Origin of the sequence: Streptomyces sp. NPDC093598 (assembly GCF_044764825.1) — a bacterium.
Taxonomy (GTDB): Bacteria; Actinomycetota; Actinomycetes; order Streptomycetales; family Streptomycetaceae; genus Streptomyces.
In genome coordinates this window covers 655,494-677,762 of record NZ_JBIWIV010000003.1, presented here as the reverse complement: position 1 = coordinate 677,762, position 22,269 = coordinate 655,494, and the positions used below count along the sequence as shown (strand labels likewise).

20 protein-coding genes are annotated in these 22,269 nt (G+C 71.8%); 11 read left to right on the top strand and 9 right to left on the bottom strand.

The genetic code is table 11. From position 1 onward, the window contains the following. Positions 1-62: 62 nt before the first annotated feature. On the top strand, positions 63-1,073 hold the full coding sequence (locus tag ACIRDU_RS14920) for an SAM-dependent methyltransferase (RefSeq protein ID WP_403578848.1): 1,011 nt from the start codon (positions 63-65) through the stop codon (positions 1,071-1,073). A gap of 16 nt (positions 1,074-1,089) precedes the next feature. Here ACIRDU_RS14920 and ACIRDU_RS14915 read toward each other — a convergent pair whose 3' ends face one another. After that, on the bottom strand, positions 1,090-2,241 hold the full coding sequence (locus tag ACIRDU_RS14915) for an NADH-quinone oxidoreductase subunit D (protein ID WP_030845901.1): 1,152 nt from the start codon (positions 2,239-2,241) through the stop codon (positions 1,090-1,092). 31 nt (positions 2,242-2,272) lie between these two features. Between ACIRDU_RS14915 and ACIRDU_RS14910 the strand changes: the two genes are divergently transcribed. Both ACIRDU_RS14910 and ACIRDU_RS14905 read left to right on the top strand, forming a co-directional pair. After that, positions 2,273-2,803, top strand: a complete 531-nt coding sequence (locus tag ACIRDU_RS14910) for a PH domain-containing protein (protein ID WP_403578845.1) — start codon at positions 2,273-2,275, stop codon at positions 2,801-2,803. Further along, positions 2,800-4,134: a PH domain-containing protein gene (locus ACIRDU_RS14905; protein WP_403578842.1), complete on the top strand. Its 1,335-nt coding sequence runs from the start codon at positions 2,800-2,802 to the stop codon at positions 4,132-4,134. Before ACIRDU_RS14910 ends, ACIRDU_RS14905 begins: the two co-directional genes overlap by 4 nt. Positions 4,135-4,205: 71 nt before the next feature. On the opposite strand, the gene ACIRDU_RS14900 is transcribed toward ACIRDU_RS14905, so the two are convergent. Then, positions 4,206-5,495 (bottom strand): hypothetical protein, encoded by a 1,290-nt coding sequence (locus ACIRDU_RS14900; RefSeq protein WP_403578839.1) that lies wholly within the window; start codon positions 5,493-5,495, stop codon positions 4,206-4,208. 134 nt (positions 5,496-5,629) lie between these two features. Then, a complete protein-coding gene (locus tag ACIRDU_RS14895) occupies positions 5,630-6,748 on the bottom strand; it encodes an alpha/beta hydrolase (protein WP_403578836.1) in 1,119 nt (372 codons plus the stop codon). A 232-nt stretch (positions 6,749-6,980) separates the two neighbouring features. On the opposite strand from ACIRDU_RS14895, the gene ACIRDU_RS14890 reads away from it, so the two are divergent. The 6 genes from ACIRDU_RS14890 (at position 6,981) to ACIRDU_RS14865 (ending at position 12,026) form a co-directional block, all read left to right on the top strand. Beyond that, positions 6,981-8,816, top strand: coding sequence for a phosphatidylglycerol lysyltransferase domain-containing protein (locus ACIRDU_RS14890; RefSeq protein WP_403578834.1), 1,836 nt, complete (start codon positions 6,981-6,983; stop codon positions 8,814-8,816). A 73-nt stretch (positions 8,817-8,889) separates the two neighbouring features. Continuing rightward, complete coding sequence (gene folP, locus ACIRDU_RS14885) at positions 8,890-9,771, top strand: dihydropteroate synthase (protein WP_403578831.1); 882 nt, start codon at positions 8,890-8,892, stop codon at positions 9,769-9,771. After that, positions 9,768-10,274: a nuclear transport factor 2 family protein gene (locus tag ACIRDU_RS14880; protein ID WP_366717884.1), complete on the top strand. Its 507-nt coding sequence runs from the start codon at positions 9,768-9,770 to the stop codon at positions 10,272-10,274. Before folP ends, ACIRDU_RS14880 begins: the two co-directional genes overlap by 4 nt. Before the next feature lie 236 nt (positions 10,275-10,510). Beyond that, the gene (gene folB / locus ACIRDU_RS14875; RefSeq protein ID WP_403578828.1) at positions 10,511-10,870 is read left to right on the top strand and encodes a dihydroneopterin aldolase; all 360 of its coding nucleotides are present in this window, start codon (positions 10,511-10,513) and stop codon (positions 10,868-10,870) included. After that, positions 10,867-11,478, top strand: a complete 612-nt coding sequence (folK, locus tag ACIRDU_RS14870) for a 2-amino-4-hydroxy-6-hydroxymethyldihydropteridine diphosphokinase (RefSeq protein WP_403578825.1) — start codon at positions 10,867-10,869, stop codon at positions 11,476-11,478. Before folB ends, folK begins: the two co-directional genes overlap by 4 nt. A 59-nt stretch (positions 11,479-11,537) precedes the next feature. After that, entirely contained in the window at positions 11,538-12,026 is a 489-nt protein-coding gene (locus ACIRDU_RS14865) for a DUF3180 domain-containing protein (RefSeq protein ID WP_403578822.1), read from the top strand. A gap of 9 nt (positions 12,027-12,035) precedes the next feature. Here the strand turns inward: ACIRDU_RS14865 and folE are convergent, their stop codons facing one another. From folE to dacB, 6 genes are all read right to left on the bottom strand, one after another. Then, positions 12,036-12,641 carry a GTP cyclohydrolase I FolE gene (gene folE / locus ACIRDU_RS14860; RefSeq protein ID WP_403578819.1) on the bottom strand — a complete coding sequence of 202 codons (606 nt, stop codon included), beginning with the start codon at positions 12,639-12,641 and terminating at the stop codon, positions 12,036-12,038. A 127-nt stretch (positions 12,642-12,768) separates the two neighbouring features. Beyond that, complete coding sequence (gene ftsH / locus ACIRDU_RS14855) at positions 12,769-14,814, bottom strand: ATP-dependent zinc metalloprotease FtsH (protein ID WP_403579017.1); 2,046 nt, start codon at positions 14,812-14,814, stop codon at positions 12,769-12,771. Positions 14,815-15,000: 186 nt separating this feature from the next. After that, positions 15,001-15,561: a hypoxanthine phosphoribosyltransferase gene (hpt, locus tag ACIRDU_RS14850; RefSeq protein ID WP_030845937.1), complete on the bottom strand. Its 561-nt coding sequence runs from the start codon at positions 15,559-15,561 to the stop codon at positions 15,001-15,003. A gap of 62 nt (positions 15,562-15,623) precedes the next feature. Beyond that, positions 15,624-16,688, bottom strand: a complete 1,065-nt coding sequence (tilS, locus tag ACIRDU_RS14845) for a tRNA lysidine(34) synthetase TilS (RefSeq protein ID WP_403578816.1) — start codon at positions 16,686-16,688, stop codon at positions 15,624-15,626. A gap of 196 nt (positions 16,689-16,884) precedes the next feature. Then, positions 16,885-18,012 carry a zinc-dependent metalloprotease gene (locus tag ACIRDU_RS14840; RefSeq protein WP_403578813.1) on the bottom strand — a complete coding sequence of 376 codons (1,128 nt, stop codon included), beginning with the start codon at positions 18,010-18,012 and terminating at the stop codon, positions 16,885-16,887. A gap of 223 nt (positions 18,013-18,235) precedes the next feature. Further along, positions 18,236-19,822 carry a D-alanyl-D-alanine carboxypeptidase/D-alanyl-D-alanine-endopeptidase gene (gene dacB / locus ACIRDU_RS14835; RefSeq protein ID WP_403578810.1) on the bottom strand — a complete coding sequence of 529 codons (1,587 nt, stop codon included), beginning with the start codon at positions 19,820-19,822 and terminating at the stop codon, positions 18,236-18,238. A 79-nt stretch (positions 19,823-19,901) separates the two neighbouring features. Here dacB and ACIRDU_RS14830 point away from each other — a divergent pair, with 79 nt between their 5' ends. Then, positions 19,902-20,393: an inorganic diphosphatase gene (locus ACIRDU_RS14830; RefSeq protein ID WP_033310291.1), complete on the top strand. Its 492-nt coding sequence runs from the start codon at positions 19,902-19,904 to the stop codon at positions 20,391-20,393. Between the two features lie 120 nt (positions 20,394-20,513). Further along, positions 20,514-22,211 carry a threonine/serine exporter ThrE family protein gene (locus tag ACIRDU_RS14825; protein WP_403578807.1) on the top strand — a complete coding sequence of 566 codons (1,698 nt, stop codon included), beginning with the start codon at positions 20,514-20,516 and terminating at the stop codon, positions 22,209-22,211. The last annotated feature ends 58 nt before the right edge of the window (positions 22,212-22,269 follow it).

The following is a 22,269-nucleotide window of genomic DNA, read 5'->3' as shown; positions in this document are numbered from 1 at the left end:
CACCGGGTGCGTGTACTCCGCAAGGTGGAGTTGCGTTCGTTGTGTCCGCATAGCCTGGCCCGATGACGGCAGGGGCGAGGGGTGAGTGGCAGGAGTGCCGCGGGTGGCGCGGGTGGCGTGCGGCGGCGCAGGACGCCCTGTACGCGCCGGGGGGCTTCTACCGGCGCGTGGAGGGGCCGGCCGGGCATTTCCGGACGTCCGTGCACGCGTCGCCGCTGTTCGCCGGGGCCGTGGCGCGGCTGCTGTGCCGGGTCGACGAGGCCCTGGGGCGGCCCGCGGTGCTGGACTTCGTCGACATGGCGGCCGGGCGGGGCGAGCTGGCCGGCGGGGTGCTGGCCGCCCTCCCCACCGACGTGGCGGCCCGCACGCGCGTGTACGCCGTCGAGATCGCCGAGCGGCCCCCGGGGCTGGATCACCGGATCGAGTGGCTGGCCGAGCCCCCGCGGGGGACGACCGGGCTGCTGTTCGCCAACGAGTGGCTGGACAACGTCCCCGTGGAGGTCGCGGAGGTGGACGCCACGGGCGTCGCGCGGCTGGTGCTGGTCCGGGAGGACGGGGCCGAGCGGCTCGGGGAGCCGGTGGACGGGGCGCGGGCGCGGTGGCTGGAGCGGTGGTGGCCGCTGCCCGGCGAGGAGGGACTGCGGGCCGAGATCGGCCTGCCCCGGGACGAGGCCTGGGCCTCGGCGGTCGCGACGCTGAGGCGGGGGCTCGCCGTCGCCGTGGACTACGCGCACACGGCGGACGCCCGGCCGCCGTTCGGGACGCTCACCGGCTTCCGCGAGGGCCGCGAGACCACACCGGTACCGGACGGCTCCTGCGACATCACCGCCCATGTCGCCCTGGACGCGTGCGCGCTGCCCGGCGGGCGTGTGCTCTCTCAGCGCGAGGCGCTGCGCGCCCTGGGCGTGGCCGGCGCCCGCCCCCCGCTCACGCTGGCCTCCACCGACCCCGCCGCGTACGTCCGCGCCCTCGCCGGCGCCGGAGAGGCCGCCGAGCTCACCGCGACGGGCGGTCTCGGCGACTTCGGCTGGCTGGTGCAGCCGGTCGGGATCCCGAACCCGTTCCCAGGATGAGCCCAGGAATGAGCCCCTACTTGTCGATGTCCCCGACCACGAAGAACATCGACCCCAGGATCGCCACCATGTCGGCGACCAGCGTCCCCGGCAGCAGCTCCGTCAGCGCCTGGATGTTGTTGTACGACGCCGAGCGCAGCTTCAGCCGGTACGGGGTCTTCTCGCCCTTGCTGACGAGGTAGTAGCCGTTGATGCCGAGGGGGTTCTCGGTCCACGCGTACGTGTGGCCCTCAGGCGCCTTCAGGACCTTCGGGAGCCGCTGGTTGACCGGCCCGGGCGGCAGTTCGGCGAGCCGGTCGAGGCAGGCGTCGGCCAGGTCCAGCGCGTTGTGCGTCTGCTCCAGGAGGCACTCGAAGCGGGCGAGGCAGTCGCCCTCCTGCCGGGTGACCACCTTCAGGGTGTCCTGGAGGTCGCCGTAGGCGAGGTACGGCTCGTCGCGGCGCAGGTCGAAGTCGACGCCCGAGGCGCGGCCGATCGGCCCGCTCACCCCGTAGGCGTGCACGGCCTCGGCGGTGAGGGTGCCGACGCCCCGGGTGCGGCCCCGGAAGATCTCGTTGCCGAGCACCAGGTCGTCGAAGCGGTCCATCCGGGAGCGCACGTCGGCGACGGAGGCGCGCGCTCGGGTGGTCCACCCGGCCGGCAGGTCCTCCTTGAGGCCGCCGACGCGGTTGAACATGTAGTGCATCCGCCCGCCGGAGATCTCCTCCATGACGTGCTGGAGCTCCTCGCGCTCCCGGAAGGCGTAGAAGATCGGCGTGATGCCGCCGAGTTCCAGCGGGTACGAGCCGAGGAACATCAGGTGGTTGAGCACCCGGTTCAGCTCGGCGAGCAGCGTGCGCAGCCACACCGCGCGCTCGGGGACCTCCATGCCGAGCATCCGCTCCACGGCGAGGACCACGCCCAGCTCGTTGGAGAACGCCGACAGCCAGTCGTGGCGGTTGGCGAGCATGATGATCTGGCGGTAGTCGCGCGCCTCGAACAGCTTCTCCGCGCCCCGGTGCATATAGCCGATCACCGGCTCCGCGTGCCTGATGCGCTCGCCGTCCAGGACGAGCTTCAGCCTCAGCACGCCATGGGTGGACGGGTGCTGCGGCCCGATGTTGAGCACCATGTCGGTGCTCTCCGCGGCGCCGCCGATTCCGACCATGGTCTCCGTCGTAGGAGTCATGGACACAGTCTCTCCTACGTACGCTGGGCCCATGGATACGGGGAGTCCGCACGAGGCGGGGCCGGACGGGCCACAGGGCACGATCGAGGCGGCCGGGGGCGAGCCGGTGTGGATCGCGCTGCCACCCGGTCTGCTGAGGATGCGCCGGCTGCTGCTGGTGGTGTGGCTCGGGCTGATCGCCCTGGCCGCCGGGCTGCTGCCGGGGCTGCTGGCCGGGCCCGTCTGGGCCGCCTTCGCGCTGCCGCCGCTGGCGCTGATGGCGTGGGGCTGGGTGATGATCGAGCGCAACTGGCGTTCCTGGCGGTACGCCGAGCGGGCCGACGACCTGCTGATCAGCCGTGGCGTGCTGTGGCGCGAGGAGACGGTCGTGCCGTACGGGCGGATGCAGCTGGTCGAGGTCACCTCCGGGCCCGTCGAGCGGCACTTCGGGCTGGCCAGCGTGCAGCTGCACACGGCCGCCGCGGCGACCGACGCGACCATCCCCGGCCTGGACCCGGCCGAGGCGGAACGGCTGCGCGACCGGCTCACCGAGCTGGGCGAAGCCCGGTCGGCGGGGCTGTGACGGCGCGGGGGGCCGCCGAGGCCTCGGAGGCCGCCGCCGAGGTGACCGAGCGGAGGCTGCACCCCGTCACACCGCTGCGCCGCGCCTGGGCACCGGTCGCCGTGCTCATCGGCTGGGCCGTGCACGACCCCGACGGCACGCAGCGCCATCTGACCCGGCTGACGACGACCACCCTGCTGATCGGGCTCGCCGTGCTCGTCCCGGCCGCCGCCCTCTACGGCTTCTGCTCCTGGTGGTTCACGCACTTCGCGGTGACCGGGACCGAACTGCGCATCCGTACCGGACTGGTCTTCCGGCGCACCGCGCACATCCGGCTGGAGCGGATCCAGGCCATCGACGTCACCCAGCCGCTGCTGGCCCGGGTCGCGGGCGTCGCCAAGCTCAAACTCGACGTCATAGGCGCCGACAAGAAGGACGAACTGGCCTTCCTCGGTGCGGACGAGGCACGGACGCTACGGGCCGAACTGCTCGCCCGGGCGGCCGGTTTCGCACCCGAGACCGCGCACGAGGTCGGCGAGGCCCCCTCCCGGCAGCTGCTGAGGGTGCCGCCCGGCGTCCTCGCCCTGTCGCTGGTGCTGACGGGCGCGACCTGGGCGTCGCTGGCCGCGGCGCTCGTCGTCCCGCCCGTGCTGTGGCTGCTCACCCACAGCCTGTGGACGGTCCTCGCGGTCGCCCTGCCGCTGCTGGGCGCGGCGGGCGCGAGCAGCGTCGGGCGGTTCGTCGCCGAGTACGACTGGACGGTGGGCGAGTCACCCGACGGCCTGCGCATCGACCACGGGCTGCTGGACCGGGCCCACGAGACGGTGCCGCCGGGACGCGTCCAGACCGTGCGGATCGTGGAACCGCTGCTGTGGCGGCGACGCGGCTGGGTGCGCGTGGAACTGGACGTGGCGGGCTCGTCCAACTCCGTGCTGCTGCCGGTCGCCCCGCGCGAGATCGCCGAGGACGTCGTCGCGCGGGTGCTGCCCGGGGTGAGCGTGCCGGAACCCGCGGCCCTGTCACCGGCGCCGCGCAGCGCCCGCTGGTGCGTGCCGTTGTGGTGGCGCGGGTACGGACTCGCCGTCACGGACGCGGTGTTCGCGTCCCGGTCCGGGTTGCTGCGGCGGAGCCTGGCGCTGGTTCCGCACGCCAAGGTGCAGAGCGTGCGGATGACGCAGGGGCCGTGGGAGCGGGCCCGGGGCGTCGCCGACGTGTGTGTCGACACGGGCGCGAACAAGACGGTGCGGGCGCGGCTGCGGGAGGCCGGCGAGGCGCGCGCGCTGCTGGCCGCGCAGGCGGAGCGGTCCCGGACGGGGCGCCGGGACGCGCGGCCGGACCGCTGGATGGCATGACCGTCCACCATGCGGAGGGCCCCCGGCCGTAGGCGAGGGGCCCTCCGTCAGGACAAGCGTCGGAGCAAGCGTCAGGACACCGCGCTGCGCAGTCCCTGAACGTCGATCTGCTCCGTCTCGTCGTGCGCCGTCAGGTCGATGACCTGGCCGACACCGCGCGACTCCTCGTCGGCCGGCTTGTACCGGGCCTCGGTCTCGGCCTTGTGCAGGGCGAGCGCCTCCTGGCCGACGACGTCGGCGAGGTCCTCGTTCTGCACGGCTTCCAGGGCCGCCCGCGAGGTGCCCGCCTTCGTGCCGAAGAAGTCGAACCCGCCCTCGGCCAGTGGACGCCGTACCGGCGACTGCGGCGGGACGGCCACGGCGGTCGGCACGGTGTAGTGCCCGGAGGGCCGGCCCGCGGGCTGCTCGGACCGCACGGCTTCCGGGAGTTGACCGGTCTCACCGCCCGAAACGGAGGTCTCGCCGGCCGGCACGGACGTCTCACCGCCGGGCACGGACGTCTCGGCGGCCGGCACGGAGGTTTCGCCACCCGGCTGGGACGTCTCGGCGGTCGCGCGCTCGTGCCCGTCGACCGCCTCGGACCGGCCCCGTTCCTCGTCCTCCCGCGCCTGCTCCCGCTGCTCCGCCTGCTCCTGCTGCGGCTCCTGCGCGGGCTCCGCGTCCTCCCCCTTCGGAACGCCGTCGCCGTCGCCGTCACCACCGCCGTCCGGGTCCGGGACCGTCTCACCGTCGAACCGGGCCAGCGCGGCCGCGGCCCTCAGGAACAGCCGGGAACCCTCGGGCGAGAACACGGCGGGAACCGCGGGCTCCTCCTCGACGGCGAGAGCGGCAGGCGCCTCGCCCGGCCCCGACGAAGCGTCCGCGGCCTCCGACGTCCCCGCCGTCAGCGCGGCCCGTACCGGAGCCGTCGCCTCGATCTCGAGCACCCGGCGTTCCTCCAGGACGCTGGCGCGCTCGGCCTCCGCCGTGGCGTACCGGCGCAACAGCGCGGCGTGCTCGTTGCGCAGCCCTGCCAGTTCCGTGCGCTTGGCGCGCAGCCGCTGCTCCAGCTTCCCGCGCAGCTCGCGCGACTCCTCGAGGTCGGCCTCCAGTTCGGCGACCCGCTCCTCGAAGCGCCACTCGTCGCTCGCACGCGCGCGCGTGAGATCGGCGACGCGCTTGCCCGCCTGGGTGTCCCAATGGCGCAGCACGACCGCTCCGATGACCGCCGTCGTCGCGGCGGCCGCGGCCAGAACGCGGAGCACCATCGGCTCCGTGAACACCCAGGGCCCCAGGGCGCAGACGAGGGAGACGCCTGCGATCGCCGACGGGGGCAGCATCCTGTGCAGGGGCGGGGAATGGCGGTGACGTCCACGTGGCATGGCCAGAAACTTACCGCGCGTAGGCGAATCATGGTGACCCACCCCGCAAAAACAAAGCCACACCGAAACGTTCACACGGCATCAGAACTCGGAGAGAACCGGAATCGACCGCCCGGCCAATTGCCAAGATCATTTCAGCGGCCGGTCAGCCGCCCGCTCATCCACTCCAGCGCCGCCGGAATCTCACGCCGCCAGGTGTTGAAGTTGTGCCCGCCGCTTTCGAGGATGATCGACGAGATCCCCGTCCGCCCGTTGCCCTTCACCCGCTCTATGAACTTCAGCGTGTCCTTGTAGTTGGTCTCGCCCCGCTTGCTGCTGCTGACCAGCAGGGACGTATCGGGAGCGGGCCTGTGCGCGAGGTACCACCACAGGTCGGCGCGATTGCGCAGCCCCTTGTCGCCCTGGAAGAGATCACCTGTCGTGGCGTCGATCGGTGCCTTGTAGTACGCGGACAAGCCCGCCCCGGCGGCATACACATCGGGATGGTGCAGTGCGATCTTCAACGCGCAGTAGCCGCCCGTGGAGTTGCCGATGATGCCCAGACCGCTCGGCTTTTCGGCCACCCTGTAGTGCGTGCGCAACGCGTCGGGCAGATCCTTCGCGAAGAACGACTCGGTCTGCGGACCGCCCGGGATGTCGACGCACTCGGTGTCCCGGGGCGGCGCCACCGTGGGCCGCAGCATCACCAGGATCATCGGCTCCGCCCGGCCCGCCCGGGCCAGCTCCAGAGCCGTACGCGGATAGTGGAGCTTCTCCACCAGCGCCGACGCCGTACCCGGATAGCCGGTCAGCACGACGGCCGTCGGGAACCTGTGGGTGCGGTACCGCGGCTGGAAGTACTCCGGCGGCAGATAGACGTACGCGGGCGTGGCGATGTGCGTCGTACGGCCCACGATGTCGACCTGCTGGATCCGGCCGCCGGTCCGGGGCAGCGCCCCGCCCGCCCCCGGCACCCGGCGCGAACCGACCACCTCCAGCGGGCCGCCGCCCGGCGTGTGGTCGACGACCACGCCCTGGTCCTTCTCCTGACCGAACAGGTCCGCCCAGCTCGCGTAGAACCCGAAGGCCTGGTTGGCGGCGAGGCCCACCGCGGCGAACAGCGCCAGCTGGGTGCCCAGCAGCAGGCCGATGCGCCCGCCCACGGCACGCCAACTGCGCCGGGCCAGCCGTGGCCACAGCCATACCGTGCCGGCGAACAGCAGCACGGCGGACAGCACCGCCAGTACCAGTACCTCGTCGCTCGTCAGACCCATGGGTCGGTCACCTGTCCGCGCTCTCCGTCCGGGCCCCCCGGCGATCACACCTTCGCAAGGGCTTGCCCCGGACTTTCCTCGGCCTTTGATACGGCTTTGACATGGGGAGTGAACCTCTCTCCCCGAGACACCGTCCTAGAGGGCGCAATGTCGCCGGATGCCCGAATCGGCACCGGATCCAAGGTCTCTCGCAGAACTACGGGATGCGATGTCTGTCAGGACAGATGAGGAAATGTCGGGCGAGGTTCCGAGTCGCGGCAGCGGCTCGGCCCGTCCGGGCCGCACGAGCCGGATACTGCGCGGGCCACGCCCCGAGGCCGTCCCCCTCCTCGTCGGCAGAGCCTGCGCCCTGGTGGGCGTCCTGGACATCGCCGCGGGCGTCTTCCCCCGCTTCCGGCACAGCCGGATGCACGCCATCGCCGAGGTCCTGCCCGGCGCGCTCGGCCCGTTCGCGGCCGCCCTGTCCCTCAGCACCGGCGTGCTGTTGCTGCTGCTCGCCCACGGCCTCAAGCGCGGCAAGCGCCGGGCGTGGCGGGCCGCGGTGGCGCTCCTGCCCGCCGGCGCCGTCGCGCAGTTCACCTACCGGCACTCGCTGGTGGGCGTACTGATCTCCCTGGCACTGCTGGCACCCCTGCTGCGCCACCGCGACCAGTTCAACGCCCTGCCCGACCCACGCAGCCGCTGGCGGGCCCTCGCCAACTTCGTCCTCATGAGCGCCGGTTCGCTCCTGCTCGGGCTGCTCATCGTCAGCGTCCACGGCGAGCGCATCGTCGGCGACCCGAGCCTCGCCGACCGCATCACCCACGTCATCTACGGCCTGTTCGGCTTCGAGGGCCCGGTCGACTACCAGGGCAGCACCTCCTGGACCGTCGCCTTCTCCCTCGGCGCCCTCGGCCTGCTCACCGCCGTCACCACCATCTACCTGGCCTTCCGCCCCGAACACCCGGCCGCGCAGCTCACCGAGGAGGACGAGGCCCGGCTGCGCGCCCTGCTGGACAAGCACGGCCGCCGCGACTCCCTCGGCCACTTCGCCCTGCGCCGCGACAAGGCCGTCGTCTTCTCCCCCAGCGGCAAGGCGGCGGTGACCTACCGTGTGGTCTCCGGCGTGATGCTCGCCAGCGGCGACCCGATCGGCGACGTCGAGGCCTGGCCGGGCGCCATCGAACGGTTCATGGACGAGGCCAAGGCCCACTCCTGGACGCCCGCCGTCATGGGCTGCTCCGAGACCGGCGGCGAGGTGTGGACCCGCGAGACCGGGCTCGACGCCCTCGAACTGGGCGACGAGGCGGTGGTGGACGTCGCGGATTTCTCCCTCGCCGGCCGCGCGATGCGCAACGTGCGCCAGATGGTCAAGCGCATCGAGCGCGCCGGTTACGAAACCCGGGTACGACGTGTCCGTGACCTCGGCGACGCCGAACTGGAGCGCATCCGCCAGGCCGCCGAGGACTGGCGCGGCACCGACACCGAACGCGGCTTCTCCATGGCTCTGGGCCGGGTCGGCGACCCCGCCGACGGCGACTGCCTCATCGCCACCGCCCACAAGCAGGACGAGCACCCGGGCCCCTACGGCGATCTGAAGGCGATCCTGCACTTCGTGCCGTGGGGCACCGACGGCGCCTCCCTGGACCTGATGCGCCGCGACCGCTCGGCCGACCCCGGCATGAACGAACTGCTCATCGTGGCCGCCCTCCAGGCCGCCCCCAGGTTCGGCATCGCGCGTGTCTCCCTCAACTTCGCCATGTTCCGCGCGGCGCTGGCCCGCGGCGAGAAGATCGGTGCCGGGCCGGTGCTGCGCGCCTGGCGCGGACTGCTGGTCTTCCTCTCCCGCTGGTTCCAGATCGAGTCCCTGTACAAGTTCAACGCCAAGTTCCAGCCGCGCTGGGAGCCGCGCTTCGTCGTCTACCGCGCCTCCGCCGACCTGCCCCGCATCGGTTTCGCCGCCATGCAGGCCGAGGGCTTCGTCAACCTCGCCCTGCCCCTGCCGCGCTTCCTGCGCCGCCGGCGCCTCGCCGCCCACCGCCCGTGCGCCCACGGCACCAGGGCGGAACGGGACGTCCGGGCGGCGTGACCCGGCCCCTCCCGCGGGGCCGTCGCCCGGGCCGCAGCGCCTGACGGCCCCCGCCGGGGCCTACGCTGAACATATGAGCAACCAGAGCGGACGCGGGCGCGTGGCGGGCCTACCGGAATGGGACCGCTGCGCGGTCATGGGAGTCGTGAACGTCACCCCGGACTCGTTCTCCGACGGCGGCCGCTTCTTCGACACCACGGCCGCCGTCAAGCACGGCCTCGACCTGGTCACCGAGGGCGCGGACCTGGTAGACGTCGGCGGCGAGTCCACCCGCCCCGGAGCCACCCGGGTCGACGAGGCCGAGGAACTGCGCCGCGTCATCCCCGTCGTCCGCGGCCTGGCCTCCGAGGGAGTCACGGTCTCCGTCGACACCATGCGCGCCTCCGTCGCCGAACGGGCCCTCGCGGCCGGTGCCGCCCTCGTCAACGACGTCAGCGGCGGCCTCGCCGACCCCCGCATGATCCCGGCCGTCGCCGACGCCGGCGCCCCCTTCGTCGTCATGCACTGGCGCGGCTTCCTCCAGGGCGGCAACGTCAGGGGCGAGTACGCCGACGTCGTCACCGAGGTCGTCGACGAACTGCACGCACGCGTGGAGGCCGTCCTGGCCGGCGGCATCACCCCCGACCGTGTCATCGTCGACCCCGGCCTCGGCTTCTCCAAGGACGCCGAGCACGACCTCGCCCTCCTCGCGGGCCTCGACCGGGTCCTCGCCCTCGGCCACCCGCTGCTCGTCGCCGCCTCCCGCAAACGCTTCCTCGGGCGGGTCCTCGCCGCCCCCGACGGCCCGCCACCCCCCGCACGCGAACGCGACGCGGCCACCGCCGCCGTCTCCGCGCTCGCGGCGCACTCCGGCGCATGGGCGGTCCGCGTCCACGAGGTACGCGCCACGGCGGACGCCGTACGGGTCGCACGCGCCATCGAAGGAGCACGCACCGGCGCAGAAGGAACCCGGTGAGCGCCCCGCACACCGACGTCGAGCAGGTCGAGGCCGCCAACACCGCCTTCTACGAGGCACTCGAACAGGGCGACTTCGAGGAACTGGCGTCGCTCTGGCTGACCCCCTCCGACCTGGGCGTCGACGAGACCTACCACGACCCGGCCGACACCGGCGTGGTCTCCTGCGTGCACCCCGGCTGGCCCGTGCTGACCGGCCGCGGCGAGGTCCTCCGGTCGTACGCGCTGATCATGGCGAACACCGACTACATCCAGTTCTTCCTGACCGACGTGCACGTCTCCGTCACCGGTGACACCGCCCTGGTGAACTGCACGGAGAACATCCTCAGCGGCGGCCCCGCGCCCGAGGGCGCCGGCGAGGAGCTCGGCCCGCTCGTCGGACAGCTCGTGGTCGCCACCAACGTGTTCCGGCGCACGCCCCAGGGGTGGAAACTCTGGTCGCACCACGCTTCCCCCGTCCTCGCCGAAACCGATGAGGACGAGCAGGACGACACCCCCGCCTGAGTGGGTACGAGCCTGGAAGTGGTTGGAATCACGAACCCGCGGGTAGGGGCGGCTACCAGCCTGTGAGCCGACGGGTTCCCCTGGGGAAACGCCGGATGAATCCTGCCGGACCCGGCCGAAGCCCCCACCCCGTGGCCCGGCCCCGTCCGTGCCCGCAGGTAGATTCGACCGAGGCCGGTGTGCCGACCGCACACGGCACCGACCGGCCCTGACCGACGATTGCAGGAGTGATTCGCGTGGATCGTGTCGCGCTGCGCGGCCTGAAGGCCCGCGGGCACCACGGCGTGTTCCCGGAGGAACGCGAGGAGGGCCAGACCTTCATCGTGGACCTCGTCCTCGGCCTGGACACCCGACCGGCCGCGGCCGACGACGACCTGGCGAAGACCGTGCACTACGGCATCGTGGCGGAGGAGGTCGTGGCCGTCGTCCAGGGCGAGCCCGTCGACCTCGTCGAGACGCTCGCCGAGCGCATCGCCCAGGTCTGTCTGCAGCACGAGGAGGTACAGGAGGTCGAGGTCTGCGTCCACAAGCCGGACGCCCCGATCACCGTCCCCTTCGACGACGTGACCGTCACCATCACCCGGAGCCGAGTATGACCGCGCCCTTCATCAAGGGTCCGACCGACCCGACCGTACAGCCGGTGCCCGCCTCCGTCGTCGAGAAGGTCGACGCCGCCGACACGACCCTGTCCAACCCCAAACGGGCCGTGGTCGCCCTCGGCTCCAACCTCGGCAACCGCCTGGAGACCCTCCAGGGAGCCGTCGACGCCCTCGAGGACACGCCCGGCGTCCGCGTCAAGGGCGTCTCCCCGGTCTACGAGACCGAGCCCTGGGGCGTGGAGCCCGGCAGCCAGCCCGCCTACTTCAACGCCGTCGTGGTCCTGAAGACCACCCTCCCGCCGTCCTCGCTGCTGGAGCGCGCGCACGCGGTCGAGGAGGCCTTCCACCGCGTCCGGGACGAGCACTGGGGCCCCCGCACCCTCGACGTCGACATCGTCTCCTACGCCGATGTCGTCTCCGACGACCCGCGACTCACCCTCCCCCACCCCCGCGCCCACGAACGCGCCTTCGTCCTGGCGCCCTGGCACGACCTGGACCCCGAGGCGCAGCTGCCCGGCCACGGCCCGGTCGCCGGTCTGCTGGACGCCGTCACCCGGGACGGTGTGACACCCCGCAAGGACCTGGAACTCCGGCTGCCCGAATAGCCGTTAAGGTCAAGACGGCCGCGAACGGGGCCGCAAGCCGGGGGAACCGAAGGGACACCGTGAGAGAGCTGCGTATCAGGGTGCTGGCCGGCGTCTTCGTCGTGGCCGGCGTCCTGTCCTGGGCGGGCGCCCGCCTGTGGAACTCGGTCGGAACGCTCCCCAGCGTCCCCCTGGCCGCCCCCATCGTCCTGGCCGTGATCGCCGTGGTCCTGCTGGCCACGGCGCTCTCGATCCGCGCCCGTCTCAAGGCACAGCGCGAGCGGCGCCCCGAGGCCAAGGGCGTCGACCCCCTCATGGCGGCCCGCGCGGTCGTCTTCGGTCACGCCAGCGCCCTGGTCGCCGCCCTCGTCGCCGGCATGTACGGCGGCACCGGCGTCTTCCTCCTGGAGTCCCTCGACATCCCCGCCCGCCGCGACCAGGCCGTCTACGCCGGCTTCTCCGTCCTCGCGGGCATCGGCGTCATAGCGGCCGCCCTCTTCCTGGAGCGCGTCTGCAAGCTCCCGGACGACGAGGAAACCGACGGCACGGGAGCGGCGCCGACGGTGTGACGCAGGGCGTCAGCGGGCCATGATGAGGCTCATCGCCTCGTTCCGCGTCGCCATGTCCCGCAGCTGCCCCCGCACGGCCGACGTCAGCGTCTTGGCGCCCGGCTTGCGGATTCCGCGCATCGACATGCACATGTGCTCGCACTCCACCACGACGATGACCCCGCGCGGCTCCAGAATCTCCATCAGGGAGTCCGCGATCTGCGTGGTGAGCCGTTCCTGCACCTGCGGGCGACGGGCGTAGACGTCCACGAGCCGGGCGAGCTTGGACAGCCCGGTGATCTTGCCGCTGGTGGACGGGATGTACCCGACGTGAGCGACGCCCCTGAACGGCACCAGATGATGCTCGCATGTCGAGTACACCTCAATGTCCTTGACGAGCACCATCTCGTCGTGACCGAGGTCGAACGTGGTCGTCAGGACATCCTCGGGCTGCTGCCACAGCCCCGCGAATATCTCCTTGTACGCCCGCGCCACCCGCGTCGGCGTCTCCCGCAGGCCCTCGCGGTCCGGGTCCTCCCCGACCGCGATCAGCAGTTCGCGCACGGCGTTCTCGGCACGCTTTTCGTCGAACTCGCCGATCGTGCCTTCGCCGTCCAGCGTCACGGGGTCGGTCATCTGGTGCCTCGTTCCTGTGTCCTTCACGGGGCGGCCTGCGGAAATGGCGGAAAGCCGCGCCCCCCAGGCTAAAACCTGGGGGGCGCGGCATCCATTCCGGGGCGGCGGGCCGCCGGGAGAGCTCGGATCAGCTCTCGGGGCGGTCCTCCGGGGTCCGCTCGGGCGCCGGGGCGGGGGCCGGCTCCGCCGCGGTGCTCTTCGCGGTGGAGATGGCCGGCGTCGCGCCGTTCGCCCCGTTCGTCAGCGCCAGCTCCTTGGGGGAGAGGACCGGCGGACGGGTGGACGGCGTACGGCGGGAGGAACCGGTCCAGGCGGGCCGCGGCGGGCGCTTGACGATGGGGGCGAAGATCTCGGCGATCTCCTCCTTGCCCAGCGTCTCCTTCTCCAGCAGCTGCAGCACCAGGTTGTCGAGGACGTCGCGGTTCTCGACCAGGATCTCCCACGCCTCGTTGTGCGCGGTCTCGATGAGCTTCTTGACCTCTTCGTCCACCAGCGCGGCGACCTCTTCCGAGTAGTCGCGCTGGTGAGACATCTCACGGCCGAGGAACGGCTCGGTGTTGTCGCCACCGAACTTGATCGCGCCGAGACGCTCGGTCATGCCGTACTGCGTGACCATGGCGCGGGCCAGACCGGTGGCCTTCTCGATGTCGTTGGCGGCACCCGTGGTCGGGTCGTGGAAGACGAGCTCCTCGGCCGCGCGGCCGCCCAGCATGTAGGCCAGCTGGTCCAGCATCTCGTTGCGCGTGGTCGAGTACTTGTCCTCGTCCGGCAGCACCATCGTGTAGCCGAGGGCCCGGCCTCTCGACAGGATCGTGATCTTGTGGACGGGATCGGAGTTCGGCGAAGCCGCCGCGACCAGGGCGTGTCCGCCCTCGTGGTACGCGGTGATCTTCTTCTCCTTGTCCGACATGATCCGGGTCCGCTTCTGCGGGCCCGCGACCACACGGTCGATCGCCTCGTCCAGCATGTGGTTGTCGATCAGCTTCTTGTCGCTGCGGGCCGTCAGCAGGGCGGCCTCGTTCAGCACGTTGGCCAGATCGGCACCCGTCATGCCGGGCGTACGGCGGGCCATGGCCGACAGGTCGACGTCGGGCGCGACCGGCTTGCCCTTCTGGTGAACCTTGAGGATCTCCAGACGGCCCTGCATGTCCGGGCGGTCGACGGCGATCTGCCGGTCGAAACGGCCGGGGCGCAGCAGCGCCGGGTCGAGGATGTCGGGCCGGTTCGTCGCGGCGATGAGGATCACGCCGCCCTTGACGTCGAAGCCGTCCATCTCGACGAGCAGCTGGTTCAGGGTCTGCTCGCGCTCGTCGTGACCGCCGCCGAGGCCGGCGCCGCGGTGGCGGCCGACCGCGTCGATCTCGTCGACGAAGACGATCGCCGGGGCGTTCGCCTTGGCCTGCTCGAACAGGTCACGGACTCGCGAGGCACCGACACCGACGAACATCTCGACGAAGTCGGAACCGGAGATCGAGTAGAAGGGGACGCCTGCCTCGCCCGCGACAGCACGCGCGAGCAGGGTCTTGCCGGTGCCGGGAGGCCCGTAGAGCAGGACGCCCTTGGGGATCTTGGCGCCGACGGCCTGGAACTTGGCCGGCTCCTGGAGGAACTCCTTGATCTCGTGGAGCTCCTCGACGGCCTCGTCGGATCCGGCGACGTCGGAGAAGGTCGTCTTGGGGGTGTCCTTGGTGATGAGCTTCGCCTTGGACTTCCCGAAGTTCATGACTCGGGAGCCGCCGCCCTGCATCTGATTCATCAGGAACAGGAACACGACCACGATCAGCACGAAGGGCAGCAGGGAGAGCAGGATGCCGACGAACGGGTTCTGCTTGGACGGCGAAACCGTGTAGCCGTCCGGGATCTGCTTGTCCTGGTACTTGTTCTGCAGCGTGTTGGCGAGGTCCACGCCTTGGGTGCCGATGTAGCTCGCCTGGATCTTCGAGCTGTCCTCGACCTTCACGCCGTCCTTGAGCGTGACCTTGATGATCGATTCGTCACCGGTGGTCAGCTTGGCCGACTCGACCTTGTTCTGGTTGATCGCCTGGACGACCTGGCCGGTGTCCACCGTCTTGTAGCCGCCGGACGAGCCGACGACCTGCATCAACACGACCACGGCGAGGACGGCCAGCACGATCCACATGACCGGCCCACGGAAGTATCGCTTCACGTCCATCCATACGGAGCGGTGCCGCCCCGTCCCTCCTGCCATAGTGAGTTTGATAAAGACTGTTCTTCGGACGGTACCCCAGCATTGTCACCTGAAGCCGCGTGGGACAGCTGGCGATCCGCCTACGCCTGCTCCAACGGCGGGAAACCCGCTGGGGTTCCCGATCACCGGCACGGCACACCGGCCGGGGTTTCAGCCGCCGTACACGTGGGGCGCGAGCGTACCGACGAACGGGAGGTTGCGGTACTTCTCGGCGTAGTCGAGGCCGTAGCCCACGACGAATTCGTTGGGGATGTCGAAGCCGACCCATTCCACGTCGATGGCCACCTTCGCGGCCTCGGGCTTGCGCAGCAGCGTGCACACCTTGAGGGAGGCGGGCTCGCGCGAGCCGAGGTTGGAGAGCAGCCAGGACAGGGTCAGGCCGGAGTCGATGATGTCCTCGACGATCAGGACGTGCTTGCCCTTGATGTCGGTGTCGAGGTCCTTCAGGATCCGCACCACACCGGAGGACTGGGTGCCCGCCCCGTACGAGGATACGGCCATCCAGTCCATGGTGACGGGGGTGGACAGCGCCCGGGCGAGGTCGGCCATGACCATCACCGCGCCCTTGAGGACTCCGACGATCAGCAGGTCCTTGCCCGCGTACTCCGCGTCGATCTTCGCGGCCAGCTCGGCCAGCTTGGCGTCGATCTCTTCCTTGGTGATGAGCACCTTCTCGAGGTCGGCACCCATGTCTTTCGCGTCCACCCGCATCACTTTCGGTCGTCCCACCGGCCGATCGGCCCCTCCTGGCGACTGCGGGGAGGGGTCGTGGTTCAGCCTTGCCGAATCACCAGTCTGCCACCCTGCCGCCGGGCCACGACCTTGCCGGGGAGGTTGATGGCTCCCTGACCGCGCCAACCGGTGATCAGCCGGTCGATTTCCTCGATGTGGCGGGCGAACAGCGATCCGGCGGTCGCCCCGGCCTCGATGGCGGCCCGGCGCAGGACGCGGCGGCGTACGGCGGGCGGCAGGGCGTAGAGCTTGGCGCACTCCAGGAGTCCGGCGGCGTCGCGGACGGTGGCCTCGGCCTGGGAGGCCCAGGAGTCGAGGGCGTCGGCGTCGTCGCGGGAGAGCCGGGCCGTACGGGCGAGGGCCTCGACGACACCTTTGCCGAGGGCTTTCTCCAGGGCGGGCAGGCCCTCGTGGCGCAGCCGGGAGCGGGTGTAGGCCGGGTCGGCGTTGTGGGGGTCGTCCCAGACGGGCAGGGACTGGACCATGCAGGCCTTGCGGGCGGTCTGCCGGTCGAGTTCCAGGAAGGGGCGCCGGTAACGGCCGCCGGCCCCCGAGACCGCGGCCATTCCGGACAGGGAGCGGATGCCGGAGCCCCGGGCGAGGCCGAGCAGGACGGTTTCGGCCTGGTCGTCGCGGGTGTGGCCGAGCAGGACCGCGGCGGCGCCGTGGCGTTCGGCGGCGGTGTCGAGTGCGGCGTAGCGGGCGTCGCGGGCGGCGGCTTCGGGTCCGCCGGCGCGGCCGACGGTGACGGCGACGGAGTCGACGGGGTCGAGGCCGAGTTCACGCAGGCGCTGGACGACTTCCGCGGCGCGGTCCTCGGAGCCGGGCTGGAGGCCGTGGTCGACGGTGACGCCGCCGGCTCCGATGCCGAGCCGCGGGGCTTCGAAGGCGAGGGCGGAGGCGAGGGCCATCGAGTCGGCGCCGCCGGAGCACGCCACGAGCACGAGCGGCGGGGGCGGGGGTACCTCCCTGCTCGAGCGCAGCCGAGAGCTTGGGGGAAACTCGCGCGGGACCGCGGCGGGGGCGCGGTCGTGTTCGGTGAGGAGGTCGTGGAGGACGCGGCGGACCGCCAGGCGTATCGCCGCGACCGCAGGATGGGGACCCATGTCCGGTTCCCTTCATGAAGTTTTCGGGGGGTGAGCCCGCGTGCCGGTCACGCAGAGTGTGTAGATGGTGACAGAACCGGGCCGTTCCCCGAGCATTGCACGCCTACCCCTGCCTCACGGTCCCTCGGACGGGTGATTGGAGGGGCGTTCGCCTGCCGTCGGCCGGATTCCTTTCGCGACTTTCCCGCGGTGTTCACTACTCGGCCCTGCGATGCACCCGCGCGACCCAGTCCGCCGGTTTGGCGATCTCCGACTTGGTGGGGAGGGTGTTGGGCGAGGTCCACACGCGGTTGAAGCCGTCCATGCCGACCTCGTCGACGACGGCCCGCACGAAGCGTTCGCCGTCCCGGTACTGGCGGAGCTTGGCGTCCAGGCCGAGCAGCTTGCGCAGGGCCAGGTCCAGGCGGGAGGCGCCCTTGGCGCGGCGCTGCTGGAACTTCTCGCGGATCTCTCCGACGGACGGCACGACGGCCGGGCCGACGCCGTCCATCACGAAGTCGGCGTGGCCCTCCAGCAGGGACATCACGGCCGTGAGGCGGCCGAGGATCTCGCGCTGGGCGGGGGTCTGCACGATCTCGACGAGGGAGCGGCCGCCGTCGTCCTCCTCGGCCTCGGGGCGGCCTCCGGCGAGGGTCTGGGCGGCTTCCCGGACACGCTCCAGGACGGTCATGGGGTCGACGTCGGTCTCTGCCAGGAACGACTGGATTTCACCCTCAAGGTGGTCCCGCAGCCAGGGCACGGCGGTGAACTGGGTGCGGTGTGTCTCCTCGTGCAGGCACACCCAGAGCCTGAAGTCGTGCGGGTCGACGTCGAGTTCGCGCTCCACGTGCACGATGTTCGGGGCGACGAGCAGGAGTCGGCCGCCGCCGTTCTGGCCGGAGGGGAGTTCGCGGGTGGCCGGGGCGAAGGTCTCGTACTGGCCGAGGACGCGGGAGGCCAGGAAGGACAGCAGCATGCCGAGTTCGACGCCGGTGACCTTGCCGCCGACGGCGCTCATGACCGCGCCGCCCGGGGTGTCGCCGCGCCGTTCCTGCATCTTGTCGAGCAGGGGCCTGAGCAATTCCCGGAACCCTGCGACGTTGGCCCGGATCCAGCCTGGTCGGTCGACGACGAGGACGGGGGTGTCGTGCCCCTCCTCGGTGCCCAGACGGGTGAATCCGCGAACGTGTTCCTCCGAGGCCTTGGCATGCCGGCGCAGCTCCGCGACGACGGCCCGGGCCTCGTCGCGACTGACCTCGGGGCCCGGCCGCACGAGCCGGGTCGCGGTCGCGACCGCGAGATTCCAGTCGACCATGCCGGTTGAAGCACCACCGATGCTCGTCATGCGTCAACCGTACGTGAGCGCTCGCCGCTGGGGCAGGGCGGCGAGGGCCGGGTGATGCCGGGTTCGTTCCGGGGACTCGGCTTTCGGCGGGGTCAGGTCGGACAGAACTTCCGCCTCTCGGCACGACAGCGGCACCGGGGCCATGCCCGCCCGTTGCGCCGGGCGGAACTCAGGCAGAAGCACGGGCCGCCGCGAGACGGGGGCGTCGGCGCGGGCGGGCCGGCTACCGGCAGCCGCACGCCGCCAGCTCGCTCGCGATCCTGTCCAGGGCCTGCTGGGTCGCTGCCGGCCGGCCGGGGTCCGTGTCCGCGGCCATGAACGCGAAGGCCAGCAGGCGGCCGTCCTCGTCGACGAGGGTGCCCGCGAGCGCGTGGACGCCCGAGAGGGTGCCGGTCTTGGCGCGGACGACGCCGGCTGCCCCGTCCGTGTAGCGGCTGGTCAGGGTGCCGGTGAAGCCGGCGACGGGGAGGCCGGTGAGGGCCGGGCGGAGTTCGGGGTGGGAAGGGTCGGCCGCCTTCGCGAGCAACGCGGTGAGGAGGTCGGGGGTCATCCGGTCGGCGCGGTTCAGGCCGCTGCCGTCCTTGAAGGCGGCGCCGTTCAGGGGGAGGCCGAGCTTGCGCAGCCGGGAGCCGACGGCCGTGCCGGCACCGGCGAAGTCGGCGGGGTGGCCGGTGGCGATCGCGGTCTGGCGGGCGAGGGCCTCGGCGATGTCGTTGTCGCTGTTGGTCAGCATGCGTTCGACGAGGGCGGAGAGCGGGGGCGAGGAGACCGCGGCGAGGGTCTTGGCCCGGGTCGTGGCCTTGGACGGGCCGGGGGCCGTGGTCCTGATGCCGTAGGTCTTCAGGAAATCCCCGAACCGGCGGGCCGCGTCCGCCGCCGGGTCGGGCACGCGCTCGGCCGGGCCTCGCGTCGAGTCGTTCGTGCGGCCCTCGTCGGCCATCAGGGGGCTGACGAGGGCGAGGTTGCCGTCGACGCCGATCGGGTGCATTTCGTCGCCCGCATAAAGGGTCGTGTCGTAGGACAGCGTCACCTCGCGGACGCCCCGCTCGGCGAGGGCGGCGGCCGTCCCGGCGGCCAGGGTGCGCAGGCTCGCCGCGCCGCCGGTGCTCTCGCGGGCCGTGAGCGTGGGGTCGCCGCCGCCGACCAGGACGACTTCCCTGGTGTCGGGCTCCAGTGCCGCGCGGGTGGTGAGGCGATGGTCGGGGCCCATCGCGGACAGCGCGGCGACGGCCGTGGCGATCTTCGTGGTGGAGGCGGGGGTGAGCGCGGCGTCCGGACTCTTGCCGTACAGGCGCCTGCCGGTGGTCACGTCGATGACCGCCGCGGCGGGTCGGGGGCCGAGGGCCGGGTCCTTCAGCAGGGGCGTGAGGACGCCGGCGAGGGCCTTGCCGTTCGGGGCGGACTTCACGGTGCTGACGCCGCCGAGACCGGTCAGCACCGGTCCGGCGCTGGGAGCGGGCCGGGGCCGGCCGGGCGCGCCGGGGGCGCTGCCGTGATCTGTGCCACCCGGGCGGTCCAGGGCCACTGCCCGGTCCCGCTCGGCCGTACGCTGACCCGAGTAGTCCCAGGGGCCGGCGGCGGTCACCACACCGGCGGCCAGTGCGAGCCCGGCGGTGGCGGCGCCCGCGGTGTACTGCCAGGTCTTCGGCCGCGTGACCCGCGCGACCTGCGGTTTCCCGGCTCGCGCGAGCCGCGCGAGCTGTGGTTTCGTGGCCGCTGCGGCGCGGGCCAGGCGCGGTCGCACGGCATCCGCGAGCCGCACCACGTGCGGTCTCGCGGCCCGCCAAGGCCTCAGCTCCGGCACGACCACCAGCCCCTTTCGCGAACACACACCTGCGTGAGGGACACTTAACCACCAGAACTATGTGTTGATCATGGAGGAGCCACCGGTGGAGTTCGACGTCACGATCGAGATTCCGAAGGGTTCGCGCAACAAGTACGAGGTGGACCACGAGACCGGTCGTATCCGCCTGGACCGGCGACTCTTCACCTCGACCGCCTACCCGACCGACTACGGCTTCGTCGAGAACACCCTCGGCGAGGACGGCGACCCGCTGGACGCGCTGGTCATCCTCGACGAGCCGACGTTCCCGGGCTGCCTGATCCGCTGCCGGGCCATCGGCATGTTCCGCATGACGGACGAGGCGGGCGGCGACGACAAGCTGTTGTGCGTGCCGTCGACGGACCCGCGTGTGGAGCACCTGCGGGACATCCACCACGTGTCGGAGTTCGACCGCCTGGAGATCCAGCACTTCTTCGAGGTCTACAAGGACCTGGAGCCCGGCAAGTCGGTCGAGGGCGCCAACTGGGTGGGCCGTACGGACGCCGAGATCGAGATCGAGCGGTCCTACAAGCGTTTCAAGGAGAGCGGCGGTCACTGACCCCCTCCCCCTGATGCTCACGGGCCGCACGCCTGCGCGTGCGGCCCGTTCGTCCGCCTGTGCGCATACTGAGGCTGTGGGGGGTACGAGGCTGACGTGTCGTACAGGGAGCGCCAGGCAGTGACGGACGCGGAGGACCGCAAGCCGACGTCGGACGAGGCGAGGAGTGCGTTCCTGCCTCCGGCCGGGACCGGCGTCGACGGGGACATGTCGACGACGTCGGAGTTCGCGATCCCCGAGGGTCTGGCCCTGCACAGAGCGGCCGGTACGGAGTCCGAGACGACGTCCGAGTTCGCCGTACCGCAGGGGCTGGACGTCCATGCGGCGCCTCCGGTGGAGCAGGAGGGGTCGGCGTTCACCCCGCCGAGCACGTACAGCTCGAAGCATGCCCCGACGGCCTTCACACCGCCCAGCGGGATCCCGGTGGTCAGCCTGACCAAGGACGTGCCCTGGCAGGACCGGATGCGCACGATGCTGCGCATGCCGGTGGCGGAGCGCCCGGCGCCCGAGGCGATCCAGCGCGGCAGCGACGAGAGCGGGCCCGCGGTGCCGCGCGTGCTCGACCTGACGCTGCGCATCGGCGAGTTGCTGCTGGCGGGCGGTGAGGGAGCCGAGGACGTGGAGGCGGCGATGTTCGCCGTCTGCCGGTCGTACGGCCTGGACCGCTGCGAGCCCAACGTCACCTTCACGCTGCTGGCGATCTCGTACCAGCCCTCCCTCGTCGACGACCCGATCACGGCGTCGCGGACCGTGCGCCGCCGGGGCACCGACTACACGCGGCTGGCGGCCGTGTACCAGCTGGTGGACGACCTCAGCGACGACGAGACGGCGGTCTCCCTGGAGGAGGCCTACCGGCGGCTGGCGGAGATCCGCCGTAACCGGCACCCCTACCCCGGCTGGGCGCTGACCGGTGCGAGCGGGTTGCTGGCGGGTGCGGCCTCCGTGCTCGTGGGCGGCGACCTGATCGTGTTCGTCGCCGCGGCGCTGGGCGCGATGCTCGGTGACCGGCTTGCGTGGCTGTGCGCGGGGCGCGGGCTGCCGGAGTTCTACCAGTTCACGGTGGCCGCGATGCCGCCGGCCGCGATCGGGGTCGCGCTGACGCTGGGCCACGTGGATGTGAAGGCCTCCGCGGTGATCACCGGTGGGCTGTTCGCGCTGCTGCCCGGGCGGGCGCTGGTGGCGGGGGTGCAGGACGGGCTGACCGGCTTCTACATCACCGCGTCCGCGCGGCTGCTGGAGGTTCTGTACTTCTTCGTCGGCATCGTCGCGGGTGTGCTGCTGGTGCTGTACTTCGGCGTGCAGCTGGGAGCGCGGCTGAACCCCGACCAGGCGCTCGGGGCGTCCGACGACCCGGTGATGATGATCGGTGCGTCGATGCTGCTGTCACTGGCGTTCGCGGTGCTGCTCCAGCAGGAACGATCCACCGTGGTGTGGGTGACGCTCAACGGCGGTGTCGCGTGGGTCGTGTACGGCGCGATGCACTACGTGGGGGACATCTCGCCGGTGGCGTCCACGGCGGCGGCCGCGGGGCTGGTGGGACTGTTCGGGCAGTTGCTGTCCCGGTACCAGTTCGCCTCCGCCCTGCCCTACACCACCGCGGCGATCGGGCCCCTGCTGCCGGGTTCCGCGACGTACTTCGGGCTGCTGGCGATCGCGCAGAACGAGATCGACGAGGGGCTGGTGTCGCTGTCGAAGGCGGTGGCGCTCGCCATGGCCATCGCCATCGGGGTGAATCTCGGGTCGGAGATCTCCCGCATGTTCCTGCGGATCGGGTCCGCGGAGAAGCGACGGGCCGCCAAGCGGACCAGAGGTTTCTGAAGGTCGGCTTGGCGGCCGTGGGCCTGTGGGGGCTGTTCGCTCAGTGCCCCGCCCCCGC

What these genes read in the sequence shown, in the direction of transcription:
- ACIRDU_RS14920 (WP_403578848.1), top strand. Translation starts at nt 63, where the DNA reads ATGACGGCAGGGGCGAGGGGTGAGTGGCAGGAGTGCCGCGGGTGGCGC.
- ACIRDU_RS14915 (WP_030845901.1), bottom strand. Translation starts at nt 2,241, where the DNA reads ATGACTCCTACGACGGAGACCATGGTCGGAATCGGCGGCGCCGCGGAG.
- ACIRDU_RS14910 (WP_403578845.1), top strand. Translation starts at nt 2,273, where the DNA reads ATGGATACGGGGAGTCCGCACGAGGCGGGGCCGGACGGGCCACAGGGC.
- ACIRDU_RS14900 (WP_403578839.1), bottom strand. Translation starts at nt 5,495, where the DNA reads ATGCCACGTGGACGTCACCGCCATTCCCCGCCCCTGCACAGGATGCTG.
- ACIRDU_RS14895 (WP_403578836.1), bottom strand. Translation starts at nt 6,748, where the DNA reads ATGGGTCTGACGAGCGACGAGGTACTGGTACTGGCGGTGCTGTCCGCC.
- ACIRDU_RS14890 (WP_403578834.1), top strand. Translation starts at nt 6,981, where the DNA reads ATGTCGGGCGAGGTTCCGAGTCGCGGCAGCGGCTCGGCCCGTCCGGGC.
- folP (WP_403578831.1), top strand. Translation starts at nt 8,890, where the DNA reads ATGAGCAACCAGAGCGGACGCGGGCGCGTGGCGGGCCTACCGGAATGG.
- folK (WP_403578825.1), top strand. Translation starts at nt 10,867, where the DNA reads ATGACCGCGCCCTTCATCAAGGGTCCGACCGACCCGACCGTACAGCCG.
- folE (WP_403578819.1), bottom strand. Translation starts at nt 12,641, where the DNA reads ATGACCGACCCCGTGACGCTGGACGGCGAAGGCACGATCGGCGAGTTC.
- ftsH (WP_403579017.1), bottom strand. Translation starts at nt 14,814, where the DNA reads ATGGACGTGAAGCGATACTTCCGTGGGCCGGTCATGTGGATCGTGCTG.
- hpt (WP_030845937.1), bottom strand. Translation starts at nt 15,561, where the DNA reads ATGCGGGTGGACGCGAAAGACATGGGTGCCGACCTCGAGAAGGTGCTC.
- tilS (WP_403578816.1), bottom strand. Translation starts at nt 16,688, where the DNA reads ATGGGTCCCCATCCTGCGGTCGCGGCGATACGCCTGGCGGTCCGCCGC.
- ACIRDU_RS14840 (WP_403578813.1), bottom strand. Translation starts at nt 18,012, where the DNA reads ATGACGAGCATCGGTGGTGCTTCAACCGGCATGGTCGACTGGAATCTC.